We start from the raw sequence: 15,034 nt of genomic DNA, 5'->3' as shown, positions 1-15,034 counted from the left end.
CCGATTTTTTAGACACTCTCTCCTCACGATCTTTTTTCTTTGTGAAACTGCTTGATGACCATCCGCTCCCACCACTTCCACGGAAGTCGGTTTTTCAGCGCTATCGTTAGTTTCACCCCTCTGCCAACCGGATATCGTAAATCTGGGGCTGGGGACTTTGCTACCTCGACAATCTTGCGAATGACTTCGTCTGGAGGAGGTGCTGTCTCTGCAACGCGATTGGCGTATTTTAAAACGGCGTTCATCTCTTTGGCATAAGCGGAATGAGGAGAGATCGTTACTCTTCCTATCGATTTGGACCAAATATCCGTTTTGTAAGAACCAGGTTCGATTAACACGACATAAACTCCGTATGGCAACATTTCCAAACGAAGCGACTCGCTAAACCCTTCTACGGCAAATTTTGATGCTACATAAGGGCCCATCGAAGGGAACCCGATTCGTCCGCTAATGCTGCTGATATTGATGATCTTGCCATTTCGACGCTCTCTCATCGATGGCAACACCGCCTTTGTGACAGCGACTAGTCCAAAAAAGTTCGTTTGGAATTGCTGCTGCCATTCCTCGATATCAAGCTCTTCTGTAAAGCCACCTGCGGCAAAGCCTGCGTTGTTTACTAATACATCAATCTGCCCATAACGGTTGATTACGTCTTGAATGACCATTTCCACAGCGAAAAAGTCGGTGACATCCAATGAAATAACCTCTAACCGATCGATGACCCCAGCTTCTTGAGCGGCCGTTTCTAGTCCTCCTTTATTCTGAACGTTTCGCATCGAAGCCACTACCTGATAACCTTCACGAGCAAGCGCCAGGCTTGTCCGTAATCCAAAGCCGCTTGATGCCCCTGTCACAAACGCAACGGGAGATTTATGTAAATTTTGATTCATACAATCAGCCCCTCCTGACGTTTTGTTTCTTCTTCCGTCATATTCCTGATTAATGTGTTAAACGTGCCTATATTCAATTGGATAAAGATAGCAGTCATTCCTGCTTTCCTCACTTTTGTTATGGTTGCAGAAATAAACCTTCTTCCCTGAGGGGGCAGACTTCTCGGCGGATCATGTTAAAAACCCCCATCATGAACGGATGGAGGCTACTTTCTTTTCGGTCCTGTTTTCTCTTGCCATTACGACTAACATGGCGCCGCTTAGTACAATCAGCCCACCAATGATTTGCATCATGGACATTGTTTCATGCAAAAATACCATAGATAGGAGAAACGTAATGACTGGCTCAATCATGCTTAGAATCGATGCTTTGGTTGGCCCGATCATATTCATTCCGGCAAAAAATGTAAGCATAGCGAGAATGCTAGAGAAGAAAGAGGTTCCGATGACGGGAAGCCAGCCGATATGATCAAAATGAAAATGAAGCGTTTGCGTCAATGTGCCCCATATAAAAAAGGACATCGCCGCAAATAACGCAATATAGGCGCTAGTCGTAATCGGCTGTACTTGTGCCGTCACTTTGCTCCCCATAATAATATAGATCGAATAAATCACCGCTGCTCCGATCGCCAGTCCTACACCGGCTGGTTGAATGTCCCCCGCCGGAGCCCCTAACACCATTATCATCCCTATTAAAGAAATACCTATCGCGGTGATGATTCGCATGGTTAGCTGCTCTTTATTGATGAAAAATGAAAGAATAGCGACAAAGATCGGATTTAAGTAAAGCAATAAAGCCGCTAGTGAGGACGGGATGTACTTCACTGCATTAAAATAAAAAGTAGATTGCATAGTATAACAAATGCCGCCTAGCAAAAACAGATAAAAAAGATGGGACCATGACACTTTCCAATGCTTTTCTTTGATAAGTAAATACATAAAAAAGAAAAGTGCAGCAAACGCAAAACGCAAAAACAGCAAAGTTGTGACTGTTACACCGCTATCGTATGCATATAATGCAAAGATGGGAATGAAGGCAAATCCCGTTGCTGATAAAAATACGAGCACATATCCTTTCCACATATTGCTTGCACCTCAAATCATTAAAATCTAAAACGAAATGCTGCGATCCTTTAAAACCTCTTCCCCATCTTTACTTTTTTTTGGGTGAACGGGTTATCGCAAAATCATATAGCATCCTAGATACAATTATAATCACTTTGAAATCTTAAACAATCTAATTTTCCGTACACGATTCATTTTTTCGCTTGAAGGAGACGCGGTCCATTTATCCTGTTGCTATCTTTCAGAACGATGAACCTGTTCGTTTTCTTTTTCAACAAAGATAGTTCCTTCATGAAGATGTTGAAGATCGTTGATCGTTCGCTTTTCCAGCTTCATTTTTGCAAAATAAATCGCTTGATGATGTGCCGTATTCTCTTCAAATCACTCGTATTTAGAAAAAGGAGCCATTCGGCCTCGCAAAAACTTTCGGATCCCCATGTATACTAGACGCCCTTCAATCATTCAAGCGTTTGGACGAATCATGTGCGAAAAATACTTATCTCCTTCCTTTTCACTTCTTCTTTTGGATCTTTTCCAGACAATGTTGTCTCATTCATAGAACAGAATATGAAACTAGGCTGATAACGTTCTTGCTAGCGTCGTTTTTCCGCTGATGATATGGATTTTTTGAGAGATTCTTTCGCAATCACCCCAAATTGAGTTTTAAGTAAAAAACACTCCATAAGCCGTTTTTAGGGACTCGTCAAAAAAATTTTTCCTTTGTTAAACGGTGTGGCTTCGACCGCGCGGATCGCTTCCTTTATATCGCCTAATGAATAATAGGCAGCAGGCGTCATCAACTGTAGCTTCTTTTCATGGATAAGTTCGAGCAAATGGTCAAAAGTTTCTTGCCAAGCTTGTACAGACACTTGTTGATTCCAGTGGCGAAGATGAAACAGTTTTATATGAACTTTCGCCTTTTCTGACACTTTCATCCAATTGACAGGAGTTCCTGATAAAAGGCCAATTGTTAGTAACACTCCTTCAGGACGAACGCAAAAGGCTAGCTCAGTCCCGTCCGCTCCGCCGATGGAATCAACAGCCGCAGTCGCACCCAATCCATTCGTAAGTTCCATAACAGTCCGATATAACAAGGTATTTGATGTATTAATCACATAGGAAGCGCCAAGGTCAAGCAGTTCTTTTGTGTGATGATCGTTTCTTGTCACGGCGATTAGGCGAAATCCGAGAATTTTTGAAAGCTGGGCAAAAATTCGGCCAATCGAGGAACCGCAAGCATTGACTAATAAAATCTCATTTGGTCGCAGCTTTAATACTTCGGTGCAGATAACCCACGCGGTAACCGGGTTGATATATAGTTGTGCAGCAGTAACATCATTGATAGAATGAGGGATTACGACCGCAAATTCCGCCGATGTTTTGACAAACTCCTGCCACGTACCTTCCCCCCGCAAAGGAAGGACACGCTTGCCAACCCAATCTCGTGAAACCAAAGGGCCGACATCTTCAACAATTCCTACTCCTTCATATCCGGGAATCGCAGGTAAGGAAATGCGGTGGGAGTAAACTCCTTGGATTGACAGCAGATCAGAAGGATTGATCGGGCGTGCTTTCATACGAACAAGCACTTCTCCGTTTTTAGGTCGATGAATAGGTTTATTTTCCAATTTCAATACATTTTCAGGGTTTCCGAATTCATCAAACCGGATACATCTTGCTTGCAAATGCTCCCCTCCTTTTTCTAGTAGAAATAATCAGACGTTATTTTCAGTATATATATAATAGAGAATTGTTCAAGACTATCTATAAAGTTGGGGGCATCGTGTTACAGAAAAAGGTCGTTCTTGGTGAAAATCACTGCCACCACGAACAACCTTTCGAAGCAAATGAAAAAGGGGAAGATAGCTGATCAACGGCTACTTCAAGGGATATGCGTTCAATGCTTGTTTTCTTACTTTCGCTTTTTCAGCAAACGTTTGGTCAAGGTCGTAGCCATAAATAGCATTCTCCCAGTCGCCGTACATCGGATTCGGGAGAACAATAAATTTGCGGCCGAACTCTTCACGGAAGCGATCCACGTTAGCATTGCGCTCTTCTAATGGCTTTTGGTCAAACTCTTTTGTAAAATCGCTTAAATTATCTCCAAACAATGCTACAATTTCGTGGGTTTGCTGGATTTTTTGCCGGCGAGGTTCTTTGCTATTTTCTTTGGCGCGAAACAGCATATGGTCCGCTGTTGCTTGTGGAAATCCTTTTTCCTTCAAGTTTTTAATCGTTGCCTTTCCCTCGTTTTCATCGCGGTTGGACACGTAGAAAATATCGATTCCTTTTGAATCAACGTATGTAAGGAATTCAACAGCACCTGGAAGAGCTTCTGCTTGTGCTTGCATCACCCATTTATGCCAGTCGGTAAAGTTCGGCACTCCTTTTTGAATAATATAAGCTTCATAGGGGCTATTATTTAAAATGGTTTCATCAATGTCGAGCACGATGGCCAGTTTCTTCCTTGAATGACTATTGCGCTTCTGTTTAAGAGCGTCGTCAACCACCATTTTCCCCAGGTTGTATGCTTGATAATAAAGTGCTTGCATCTCTCCTGATTTCTGATACCAAAGGGTAGCCATCAGCATATGTTCGTTGTTGGATGTGGATGGCACCGTTTGTTCTACTGACTGCGGCGCTATGGCCGTCTCAGCGTTCACTGCAAAGACGGAAAAAGAAAAAATGCTTGCAGCAATCAGACCGCTTAATGTGTTGCTCCATTTGTTCATGCTGTTTACCTCCTAAGCTGCCTTGTGTTTTGAAGCATGTCCTCTTGTATTTTTTACACTTTTTTTGCTGATCATGCATCTTTCTTTTTCAACCGCATCGCACCATCAGCTTTTATCATAGCTGGAATGAAGTGTCTCTGCTTTGTGGTGAATAGAAACCCATGGCCGCTTATTTTCCCAACGAACGCTGATGTCTAGCTGAAAGGCTTCAGATAAATGTTGATCGATCAGCACTTCCTCTTTTTTTCCCGAAGCAATGATTTTCCCTTCCTTTAATACTAAAACATGTGTCATTTCTTCAATAATCTCCTCGATATAGTGAGTGACATAGAGAATATGGCAGCGTTGACTAGCGATAATCTCTTTAATAGACCATAGCAATTCCTCCCGCGTTAAAATGTCTAATCCAACAGAAGGCTCGTCTAATATGAGCAGCTTAGGCTGGGCCATCAAGGCTCTGGCAATCAGCGTCTTCCGCTTTTCTCCCTGCGATAATGTATCATACGCTTTTCCTTGCAGGTGGTTCATTCGAAACATATGCATCAGCTGTTCTGCCTGCTTCCTATCTTCATCCGTCGTTTTTTCATATAAACCAATGCTGGCGAATTTGCCGCTGATAATAATATCCTCTACTGATTCAGAGGCAAGCGTTGATTGAAAAGCGTCTAAAGCGCTGCTCACAAAACCGATTTGCTTTCGAAGATTCGGCAAATTCGTTTTGCCAAATACATTTCCTAAAACCGTTACCTCTCCTTTTGTTGGATATTGATAGCCTGTCACAATATTCAATAAAGAGGTTTTTCCTGAACCGTTCAAACCTAAAATAACCCAATGCTCTTTCTCATTAACTTCCCAGTTCAGCTCTTTCAAAATGACCCGATTTCCTTTAATCAGTGATACATTGTTCATCTGGATAATTGCTTCCATTCTATTGTACACCTCTATTCTAAAATCTTTCCACACCGCAAAACATGCCAACATCGCGACATTTACAAGCCCATCGCTCTAAACATGTATCGGGTTCATAGGGAACGGCGCTGTAAGTTGTATGAATGTTCTTTGGATAACAGCAGTCCGAACAACTCAATTAAAAAATTCTGAATATTACATTTTATTATAATTCCCTTTCTATTTTTTGTAAATGATCGTTTGGAAAATGAACAGAGCAGCATCCGATAAGGAAAGAGATAGATGTTTTTCGAAGGTTCAAGGTAGGTTATAGACTTCTCTTCATCATGTAACCATCGAAAAATAGGAAGAAATCAAAATGTTTATAGAAATGTGGTCCGATGATTTGACCACAGTTAAAAAATAAAAGCATCCTAATCATTCATGATGAAGATTAAGATGCTTTTTTTCCATTACGAAAAGATACGACTTTAGGAATGTCGATGATCCATTTAATACATTTAATAAATGAAACTGTGATTAGGGTCGAATTATAACCCTTCCTGGATGTAAACCTTGTGTCTATATAGCGATTAATGGATCGTTGGACGAAAAGCTGATTGTAATTTTTCTTGAGCCATTAAGACAAGACGTTTTGTAATTTCTCCTCCGACAGAGCCATTTGCTCGAGAGCTTGTATCAGGACCAAGCTCGACACCAAACTCACGAGCGATTTCATATTTCATTTGTTCAATCGCAGCCGCGGCATGAGGAATTAAAATCTCATTTGATTGGCTGCTTCTTCCGTGTTGTTGTGACATTGGCAATATCATCATCTCCTTTAATAGTTTGTTATTAATATTTATTAAAAAAAGTGTTTTATTCATCATTAATTCAGGTAATTTATGGAATGATGAAAATTGCGAATCAAACATTCAAAAAAAGCAGCACGCATACCGCATAAAGAAATTAGGTTCGTTCTTCTATTCGAGGTTTGGCCGGATCGCAATGCGGACTTTCTAAGTCAGCGGATTCAGCCAGTTTCATTAAATAATAACACTCTTCGCGAAACATATGATCCGCCATAAGCGCGGTGAACGTGCCAAGAGCTTGGGCGCTAAGTTCAAGCTCCTCTAATTCTTGAAGAAATTGCTGGAACAGTTTAATCTCTAATGCGGCATCCGAATTCATCTTTTTTAATGCAGGAAAGCTAGATAAATTCGTACGCAAATATCCGGTAAGTTCAACCGCTTTTAAATAAAAAGCTTCAAAGTTCTTTTGATATTTTTTGCTTTTTTTCTTTAATGACTTTTCGACGTCATCTAAATTAGAAGATATGATACCGGCATGCCCCGCAGCGTCTAACAGCCAAATTAAATGATGGTGAAGCTCATGAGAAACAGGCGGCACTTGGTTAGCTTTAAAATAACTCAATAGTCGCAAATATTCCTCCAGCTCATTCACCATATGATTAAGAAAGGTTGGTGAAAGATGTATTTTGATTTGTCCCAATAAATGCTTTCTGATCAGATGCAGCTTAAATTCGCGCAGTCGCAGCGCTTCCGCTTCTGCCGCTAAAGTTAATTGAGACCAATTTTCCGAATCCGTTTTGCCAAGAAGACGGTCAAATGCTTGGATAAACTGGTAGGCAGTCGCAATATCCTCTTTTTCTACTGGAGCCAAAGCCTCATAAATAAATCGGGCATGATCACCTAAAACCTGAAGCCAAAATCGATGTTCAAATCTCGCTTTCTCTTCCAGCGTACTGCTCATGAATGCCCTCTCCTTCTAAAAAAATCGAAACCACTTCAATATGTATTCCCAAATGGCATGGCCTATGCCCCAATCCGTTCATAAAGGAGAGATTCTAATTTTTTCTTTATTTCAGCTCTTTCACCATAAATACTTGCTGGACGATAGTCTGAAACCCAATTTCCTTTAAAATGGAATAGGTTTGTTTAGATTGATTGACAGGCAGATTGGGAATGATCGTAACGACCAAATCGTCAGCGAAGGCGAGCACTTGATCAATCATAAAACGAACGAGATCTCCTGCATCGTTTCTCTCAGGATGAGCCTCACATTGAAATAAGATCGTTTTTTCATGTTTTCCATGTCCATGAAAACTTCTGCGATAATAAGCATATCCGATGGGAAGTCCTTGTTCGTCTTTTACGATGATCGCCTCTCCATCTTTTGCACTTTGCCACTGTGTTTGCCAAGGGTTTAATCCTTTATAAAAGGACAAATCACTCACTTGTTGCGGAATAGTCTTTTCCACTAGATAAGGATAGGAAGCTGACTTTGCATGTAGATAAGCTCCCTTCCATTCCAAATGCTCCAGCTCATCGACCATTTGATATCCCATTTGTTCATAAAGAGAAATTGCTCTTTGATTGGCACGGATCGCCTCTAATGTGGCTAGCTGGACACCTTCTTCTTGATAGATAGAAAGGGCAGCTTCCATCATCGCTTTTCCAATGCCTTTTTTTCTAAATGCAGACGCCACCCCCGTTCCGCCATTCCAAGCAATTTTCATCCCATTGAACAGACGAATGCCATTTTTGATGATGCCAATTGGCTTCTCATCCTGAAAAGCAACGATTGATAGCGTTGGAGATAATCCTTCAAGTACGAGCCTCTCTAAAAATCGTTCAACGGTCATCGTAGCATCAAAATAGTATCCTTCAAAACCCGTATTCCAAGCCGTGACTGCTTCCTCTAACGTGCATTGTGATAATCGTTTAATATGTAGCATACATCTGTCTCCTCTCTGCTTTCTTCTCAATTATTCAATGTTTTGTGGCTTCTGTCACTCTGTTCAGCGAAGAAGAAAGGGCAATTGCTGCTGTCTGAGACCGTGTTGGGTTTTGCCTCTTCTTTTATGATATGAACCGCCATGGAACCGAGATGAGCATTTTTTGCTTATGGATACAGATTGAACGAATAATGTCTGGAAAAAAGCATGGATGGAAAACTTTTAAAAATCGCCCTTTTTTCACCTATCCGCCTTCCATCCATAAGCTCTTTCCGTTCTATTCATTAAAAGCAATAAATAACATGATCATTTTTAATCAAATTTTTCTTCATTCTATATGTATTTTTACACATGAATGTAACTTCACAAATAGTATACGCTATTTAGATAGGAAAAAGTTTTTCAATCAATCTATAAAAAACCCGCTCTGTCTAGAGACGGGTTTCAAAAGTGCGCTCTTGTTCGATTTTATGAATCAGCTCATCGAGCCATTCGATGACTTGAGCAGAGGCTTTCTCCAATCGGCGTAAACTTGCTTCTGCTTGTTCGAGGCGTCCTTGGGCATAAAATTCTGCTGCCTCCTTTGCCGCGATATGAACACGCTGATGAGGCTCATCCAGCTGATCGAAGGCCGGGACTCCCTTTAATTGGGCTTGTATTTCGGGATCAAAATACCATTTTCCAAGACGACAGTGGCGATGAGAGGCCACATCTTCGGCACGAATATGCTCAAAGCCGATCATCATATTATAAATTCGCCATTTCCAAAGAAGGTGATCTGTTTTGGCCAAATAAAGAAGTGCTTTTGAAGAAAGATGAACACCACTATCTTGAACGAGCTGCAATCGAAATTGGTCAATGGCTTTACTTAACTGATGCACCGTTTTTCCTGTTGTTTGGCCAATTTCACGCACAGATTCTGTTAGCGAAGCAATCGAGGACATGCGTTGAGCAATTTCATCGACAGCTGCCGATTGCTCCTCAGCAACAGCTGCATTCGTACTGGTGTGATCTTGAATGTCATTCATTGCCTGCGTGATTTCATTTAACAATGGCATCGCTTCCTGAGCTTGTGTAACAGCTTGGCGAATAACAGAAGAGGTGGAATGAATAGCTGAAGAGACTTCAGCCGAAATATTTCGCAGCTCTCCTACGTTTTTATGTACTTCGCTAAGCGACTGAACGGTGTGATCCGCTAGTTTACGGATCTCTTCAGCTACAACGGCAAACCCTCTGCCATGTTCTCCAGCACGCGCCGCCTCAATGGAGGCATTCAGCGCTAAAAGGTTGGTTTGGTCCGCGATGCCGTTGACAAGCTGCATCACTTTTTCAATAGCACTCAAATGCTGCTGTAAATGCTCAAAGCGCTCTACCATGTTGTTAAACATTTCATCTGTTTCAATGATTTCGTTAAATGCAGAAGTCATCATGTGCTGGCCCTTTTCCGCTCGTTCAACCGATGAGGTAGTTTTTTTAGCAATCGCCATTGCTGCATTAGCCACTTCGGAAACGGATGTGTTTATTTCTTCGGTTGCAGCTGTTACCATTTGGACATCTGCATTTTGTTCATCAAGAGAGCGCAGTAAATCTTTAATAAACATAATTTCTGCGTTTTTCTCCATTAATTGGGCCGTGCCGTCGGCAATTTGCTCAAGCATCGCTTCCGTATAGGCTTCAACCAGCACTTCCAATTCGATATTAAAAGCACGCTGTAGCGACCTCGTTAGTGTTAAATGTCGTTTAGGGGACAAAAACCCTTTTGACAGTAGAAGGGTACCCATATAAAAGTTAAATTGATTAAAAGCGACAATCAATTTGCCAATATTCACTTTTTCTCTGCGCAGCAAATGGAAAAAGGACAGAATTTCATTGACATATGCGCGATTGCGCTCCATCGTAAAAAATGCATGGACGTACTGCGTAATGCGAGCTTGAGTAATGGATTGCGCTGCTTTTGTATGAGTTTGTTGGAGCATTTCATAAAAAAACTGCACAAGTTCATCCTGATGAGAAGCGAGTAGTTGATAAACGTCCTGCAATTGACGGAAATCTTCCTTAGTAAAATGATTAAATGATAGTGTGTCAGCAAAACGACCTTCAAAAGAATAGTCTGTTCCTTGTTCAAGGAGTTCTTGCACATTTGGTTGTAGCCATTTTAACAGCATATAATCCCCCCTTCACCTTTTGTCACAATATATAAGGTAGTTCTATTATACTGCGAATTTAGTCCTTTTTTCTTATTTTTATCATTCGTTTTAAAAAATATGTAAATAAGATCCCAGTCACAACAGTGACAGAGCGCTAAGCAACAAGCCGCCTATCGACAAATCCACTTGTCGATAGGCGGTATTATTCGTCCGACCGCCAAAATCGGGAATCATCTGCCCATTTGATGACAAATCGTGGCGCATCAAGTTGGATGTCGCTTTTTCTATCCGAATCTATATATTCATTGCGCGTAAGATCCAACTAGCGTCAAGAGCTGAAATTAGATTTCTTCAAGATTCCCATCCAAATTACCTTTGCTCACTGTTGACACTGTTTCTTTGCAATTGAACTACCCATTCAATACATTGTTGATACCATAATAATGCTTCTGACAAAGAAAGGCCCAATTCTTCCGCCAATTGTTTCGCTTTCATCAAATCATTGAGCTCAATGGCCAACACAAATTGATATAAACCAAAAAACAAGTGTTTTTCTTTGAATAGTCCATCTTTAATCGCCTCATCTACGTTTAATTCATCTAAAATATCGGCTAAAGGACGTTCAAGCAAAATGTGCAAGGAAGAACAAATCCCCATAAAAAACAAGCTGTCTTTTTCCTCATGCATATTTAAACGAACCGCAACTTGTTCCAACATTTTTGCCCGAATTAAAGAGTTGACAATCACCTCATTTTCAAATGGATTGCTGGCTTCTTGGAACGTTAATATCGTTAGCCAGCTGCGTAAATAGCTGGCACCAAGCAAAATAGCTGCATGACGAATGGATTTAATTTTAGGAGAGGAGTATAAGAAAAATGAGTTCACCACTTTTAGCAAACGATACGCAAGCGCTGGATCATTTTCAATTGTTTTGACAATTTTATCAAAATTGAACTCCGCTTGGTTCATTTGTTTTAGCAACGTTAAACGGGAAGTATTCGTTATTTTTGGTAAAGATTTTTCTTTTAAAACGACTGGTTTATTGAAGAAATATCCTTGAAAATAGGAAAATCCATGATGAGTCGCCAATTGTAATTGATCGTGCGTTTCAATTTTTTCTGCAATAAACTGAATGTTGTATTGCTTGATGATGTTTTGAATATAACGAGCTTGTTCGATATTTAAATCAAAAAAATCAATCTTAATGAAATCGATGTAAGGAAAAAGAGGACGATAATCTGCTTGAAAAACAAAATCATCCAAAGCGATGATATATCCTTTTTCTTTAAGATTTTTACATATATGAAGCAACTTCTCGGAATATGGAATAGTTTCAAGAATTTCAACGACAATCAATTTATTTGGAAAATAGAGAGGAATGTTTTTTTCTAGCAGTTTTTCCGTAAAGTTAATAAAGCAGCGCGCGCCATTTGTCAATTTTTCAATTCCAATATTCATAAAACTATTAATAAGGACGTCTATTGTGGCATGGTCTCCATCAATGGAGTCATAAAAATTTTGCTCGCCGCTTCGATATAACAATTCGTAACCAAACAATTCGTATTTTTTGTTGAGAATAGGCTGCCGTCCCACATAAATGTCCATCACTGATCCCCCATTAACATCATAATGATATAACAATATAAAGTTCGCCATGAGACATATTTGATCTCTACAGATCAAATATGTCGATAATCTAAGAAAAATCTATTGACATTTCTTGATTTCCCCGCTTTTCTGCCACAGTAGGCAAAGCTGGTTGCTCTTAGCATACGCTTTTTTTTTAAGTAAAATAATTAGATCGTCAATAGTGGTATTTACAGATAGATGAATGAAGCTCATTTTATATAATGATGATTTTACAACAGCCAAGTGCCAGAATTGAGGCATGATCTTACTTACATGTGGACAAATGTTGAGGCATTCATCTAGTTGTGCACTATGCTTAACTAGCACCACAGGTTCATAATATAGTCCTATTTTACCATATATCTGTACAAAACACATAAATTTTTACAAAAAATAACCATAGATTGCAGGCAGATGATATCTTTCCATAAAAACTTAAAAAGATTGCTTCATCACGGGGAACTGAGGCTCACTGCTTCCGGCTCAATCGAATGCTTTTCATTGTATGATGGGGGTGTTGATGATCCAATAACACCCCATTGACATGGCTTGATTCCTCACCTTTCTGCCGTAGTCGGCAAACCATTCACTTCGTTTAGACGTGGGAGACTTCTCGATGGATGGTTAAATGATGTAGTGATCGCTACGCCTCCTAGAGAATTAAAAACCCCCTCTCTTTTTATTAGAGATGGGGGCGGGCTGTTCATTGCCGTTGGATTTGTATCTACAAGTGTCTTATACGGGAACGGTATTGCTGAATGTATGATTGATTATATTCAAATCCACCTTCCACATTTCCGCTCACAAAAACCGGTGGGATGATGCCTAAATGAAGCAGCTCTTCGATAACTTCTGCAATGAGCATATTTAAGATAAACGCTCCCACCACAGTAGAACTTGGGGCTATGTTGACTTTTAACTGTGGAATCGCAATCAGCGCATCGCCATAGGGGACATGGGTGTCAATCATAATATGCGCCAATTCATACAGTTTTTGGCCTGAAGAATGGCGGGAAGGTACTTGCGAATAAGCAGACGATGTAATGGCGATGACCTTTAGTCCTTTTTTTACTGCTTCCATCGCCATTTCTATTGGTACAGCATTCACTCCAGAATGGGAAACGATAATCATCACTTCATTAGGCTGGGGCTGATAACGTTCCAGGATCATCGAAGCATAGCCTTCCGTTTTTTCAAGCATCGAGCTTTTAACAGCCCCTTCATGAAGCATGAGACTTGTTTCGAATATGGGATTAACCGGAACAAGCCCTCCAGCACGATAAAAAATCTCCTCTGCCAGCATGTGAGAATGGCCGCAACCAAAAATATGCACAAGTCCTCCTTCTTTAATGGAATGAGCAATAAGCCGCGTTGCTTTCTCCACCTCTTTCCATTGAGTTTCTTCTACAAGCTGAAGCTGTTCTTTGATGCGTTGTGCATATCTTTTGCCAAGCATATTCCCATCTCCCATCTTTACGGTACTTTCCGAACATAACGGACCATTCTTTTGCAGCAATGGTCCGTTCGCTTTCTCTATCCCTGCTTTTTCATTTCATTCGCAATAAACTCTACATCGGTGCCAATGACGACTTGAAGATCGGTTTGATTGAGACGGATGACCCCTTTAGCCCCAAGTTGTTTTAACTGGTTATCTTGTACCTTTGACATATCCTTTACTTTTAGACGCAAGCGCGTCACACAATGATCAATCGTTGTTAAATTCTCTTTTCCGCCAAGCGCTTCCATATATTTCTCTGCTAATGCCTCATATTTGGTGGCTGCGGAGGTGGTTGGTTCATCATGGAATGCTAAATTTTCTTCATCGTCGTCTTCACGTCCTGGTGTTTTTAAATCAAGCTTTTTGATAAGAAAATAGAAGACGATAAAATAAACTCCGCCATAGATCATTCCTTGTAGTAGCAATAAGAGCGGTTTTTGCGCAATTCCCCAGTTTAAGAAAAAGTCGATCGCGCCAGCTGAAAAACCAAAACCGTGATGGATGCCAAGCATCGTTGCAATCGCAAGCGAAAGGCCTGTCAACACAGCGTGAACAACATAAAGCAGCGGAGATAAAAACATAAATAAAAATTCAATAGGTTCCGTCACACCTGTTAAAAAGGAAGTAAACGCAACTCCAAGCAACGCGCCTGCTACCATTTTGCGGCGTTCTTTTTTGGCGGTAGCGATCATAGCCAGCGCTGCCGCCGGAAGACCAAACATCATCACCGGGAAAAACCCGGCCATAAAAATTCCTGCACTTGGATCCCCCGCAAAAAAGCGATTAAGATCGCCCGTTTTTCCAGCAAATTCTCCAAACACAAACCATACTAAACTATTTAAGACGTGATGTAAACCAACCGGGATTAATAGACGGTTTAAAAAGCCGAAAATACCGACTCCAACCGCACCGAGACCAACAATCCATTCGCCGACCGCATTAATGCCGTCTTGGATCGGCGGCCAAACATAGCCAGCAACAAGCGCTGCGATTAGCATTGTCAGCGAAGTGATAATCGGCACAAACCGTTTGCCGCCGAAAAAACCAAGCCAATCCGGTAATTTGATATTATGATAGCGATTATACAGCAAACCGGCTGCAATCCCGGAAATAAACCCGCCTAACACAGACATATCAATATCCTTGTTAATGGAAACGGCTCCTTTGGTTAAGATGAAATATCCGATGGCCCCAGCTAAAGCAGCAGCACCGTTGTTATCTTTTGCTAGTCCTACTGCAATCCCGATCGCAAATAGCAAAGGCAAATTGGCGAACACAGCATTTCCTGTCTCGGCGACAAAAGGAATATCGAGTAAGTCGGGCTGACCTAAACGAAGCAGCAAGGCCGCTGCCGGCAAAACAGCGATCGGCAGCATTAACGCTTTGCCAAGCCTTTGTAAAAAACCTAACATAAGCATCCTCTCTCC

General features: G+C 41.0%; 12 protein-coding genes. All 12 read right to left on the bottom strand.

The genetic code is table 11. From position 1 onward, the window contains the following. Positions 1-23: 23 nt before the first annotated feature. The 12 genes from GGQ95_RS11805 to nagE all read right to left on the bottom strand — a co-directional run bounded on the left by GGQ95_RS11805 (position 24) and on the right by nagE (position 15,019). Positions 24-890 (bottom strand): oxidoreductase, encoded by an 867-nt coding sequence (locus tag GGQ95_RS11805; protein ID WP_183186840.1) that lies wholly within the window; start codon positions 888-890, stop codon positions 24-26. Between the two features lie 189 nt (positions 891-1,079). Further along, complete coding sequence (locus tag GGQ95_RS11800; protein WP_183186839.1) at positions 1,080-1,973, bottom strand: DMT family transporter; 894 nt, start codon at positions 1,971-1,973, stop codon at positions 1,080-1,082. A gap of 674 nt (positions 1,974-2,647) precedes the next feature. Next, entirely contained in the window at positions 2,648-3,640 is a 993-nt protein-coding gene (locus tag GGQ95_RS11795) for a zinc-dependent alcohol dehydrogenase family protein (protein ID WP_183186838.1), read from the bottom strand. A 192-nt stretch (positions 3,641-3,832) separates the two neighbouring features. Continuing rightward, the gene (locus tag GGQ95_RS11790; protein ID WP_183186837.1) at positions 3,833-4,687 is read right to left on the bottom strand and encodes a 5'-nucleotidase, lipoprotein e(P4) family; all 855 of its coding nucleotides are present in this window, start codon (positions 4,685-4,687) and stop codon (positions 3,833-3,835) included. 105 nt (positions 4,688-4,792) lie between these two features. Continuing rightward, complete coding sequence (locus GGQ95_RS11785) at positions 4,793-5,614, bottom strand: ABC transporter ATP-binding protein (RefSeq protein ID WP_044742519.1); 822 nt, start codon at positions 5,612-5,614, stop codon at positions 4,793-4,795. Positions 5,615-6,168: 554 nt separating this feature from the next. Next, positions 6,169-6,396: an alpha/beta-type small acid-soluble spore protein gene (locus GGQ95_RS11780; protein ID WP_044742520.1), complete on the bottom strand. Its 228-nt coding sequence runs from the start codon at positions 6,394-6,396 to the stop codon at positions 6,169-6,171. Positions 6,397-6,544: 148 nt separating this feature from the next. Further along, the gene (locus tag GGQ95_RS11775) at positions 6,545-7,348 is read right to left on the bottom strand and encodes a DUF2935 domain-containing protein (RefSeq protein WP_066149832.1); all 804 of its coding nucleotides are present in this window, start codon (positions 7,346-7,348) and stop codon (positions 6,545-6,547) included. Positions 7,349-7,454: 106 nt separating this feature from the next. Beyond that, positions 7,455-8,333, bottom strand: coding sequence for a GNAT family N-acetyltransferase (locus tag GGQ95_RS11770; protein WP_183186836.1), 879 nt, complete (start codon positions 8,331-8,333; stop codon positions 7,455-7,457). A 431-nt stretch (positions 8,334-8,764) separates the two neighbouring features. Then, a complete protein-coding gene (locus GGQ95_RS11765) occupies positions 8,765-10,498 on the bottom strand; it encodes a methyl-accepting chemotaxis protein (RefSeq protein ID WP_183186835.1) in 1,734 nt (577 codons plus the stop codon). Between the two features lie 351 nt (positions 10,499-10,849). Further along, a complete protein-coding gene (locus GGQ95_RS11760; protein ID WP_159719832.1) occupies positions 10,850-12,085 on the bottom strand; it encodes an EAL and HDOD domain-containing protein in 1,236 nt (411 codons plus the stop codon). A gap of 748 nt (positions 12,086-12,833) precedes the next feature. Further along, a complete protein-coding gene (locus GGQ95_RS11755; protein ID WP_183186834.1) occupies positions 12,834-13,565 on the bottom strand; it encodes an SIS domain-containing protein in 732 nt (243 codons plus the stop codon). 77 nt (positions 13,566-13,642) lie between these two features. Next, positions 13,643-15,019 carry an N-acetylglucosamine-specific PTS transporter subunit IIBC gene (gene nagE / locus GGQ95_RS11750; protein ID WP_159719835.1) on the bottom strand — a complete coding sequence of 459 codons (1,377 nt, stop codon included), beginning with the start codon at positions 15,017-15,019 and terminating at the stop codon, positions 13,643-13,645. Positions 15,020-15,034: the final 15 nt, after the last annotated feature.

It is taken from the genome of Anoxybacteroides rupiense (genome assembly GCF_014196195.1).
GTDB lineage: Bacteria > Bacillota > Bacilli > Bacillales > Anoxybacillaceae > Anoxybacteroides > Anoxybacteroides rupiense.
This window is presented reverse-complemented; position numbering and strand designations above follow the sequence as displayed.

Bases quoted from the DNA above. Each gene is read 5' to 3' on its own strand.
- GGQ95_RS11805 (WP_183186840.1), bottom strand. From the start codon at position 890: ATGAATCAAAATTTACATAAATCTCCCGTTGCGTTTGTGACAGGGGCA.
- GGQ95_RS11800 (WP_183186839.1), bottom strand. From the start codon at position 1,973: ATGTGGAAAGGATATGTGCTCGTATTTTTATCAGCAACGGGATTTGCC.
- GGQ95_RS11790 (WP_183186837.1), bottom strand. From the start codon at position 4,687: ATGAACAAATGGAGCAACACATTAAGCGGTCTGATTGCTGCAAGCATT.
- GGQ95_RS11785 (WP_044742519.1), bottom strand. From the start codon at position 5,614: ATGGAAGCAATTATCCAGATGAACAATGTATCACTGATTAAAGGAAAT.
- GGQ95_RS11780 (WP_044742520.1), bottom strand. From the start codon at position 6,396: ATGTCACAACAACACGGAAGAAGCAGCCAATCAAATGAGATTTTAATT.
- GGQ95_RS11775 (WP_066149832.1), bottom strand. From the start codon at position 7,348: ATGAGCAGTACGCTGGAAGAGAAAGCGAGATTTGAACATCGATTTTGG.
- GGQ95_RS11770 (WP_183186836.1), bottom strand. From the start codon at position 8,333: ATGCTACATATTAAACGATTATCACAATGCACGTTAGAGGAAGCAGTC.
- GGQ95_RS11765 (WP_183186835.1), bottom strand. From the start codon at position 10,498: ATGCTGTTAAAATGGCTACAACCAAATGTGCAAGAACTCCTTGAACAA.
- GGQ95_RS11760 (WP_159719832.1), bottom strand. From the start codon at position 12,085: ATGGACATTTATGTGGGACGGCAGCCTATTCTCAACAAAAAATACGAA.
- GGQ95_RS11755 (WP_183186834.1), bottom strand. From the start codon at position 13,565: ATGCTTGGCAAAAGATATGCACAACGCATCAAAGAACAGCTTCAGCTT.
- nagE (WP_159719835.1), bottom strand. From the start codon at position 15,019: ATGTTAGGTTTTTTACAAAGGCTTGGCAAAGCGTTAATGCTGCCGATC.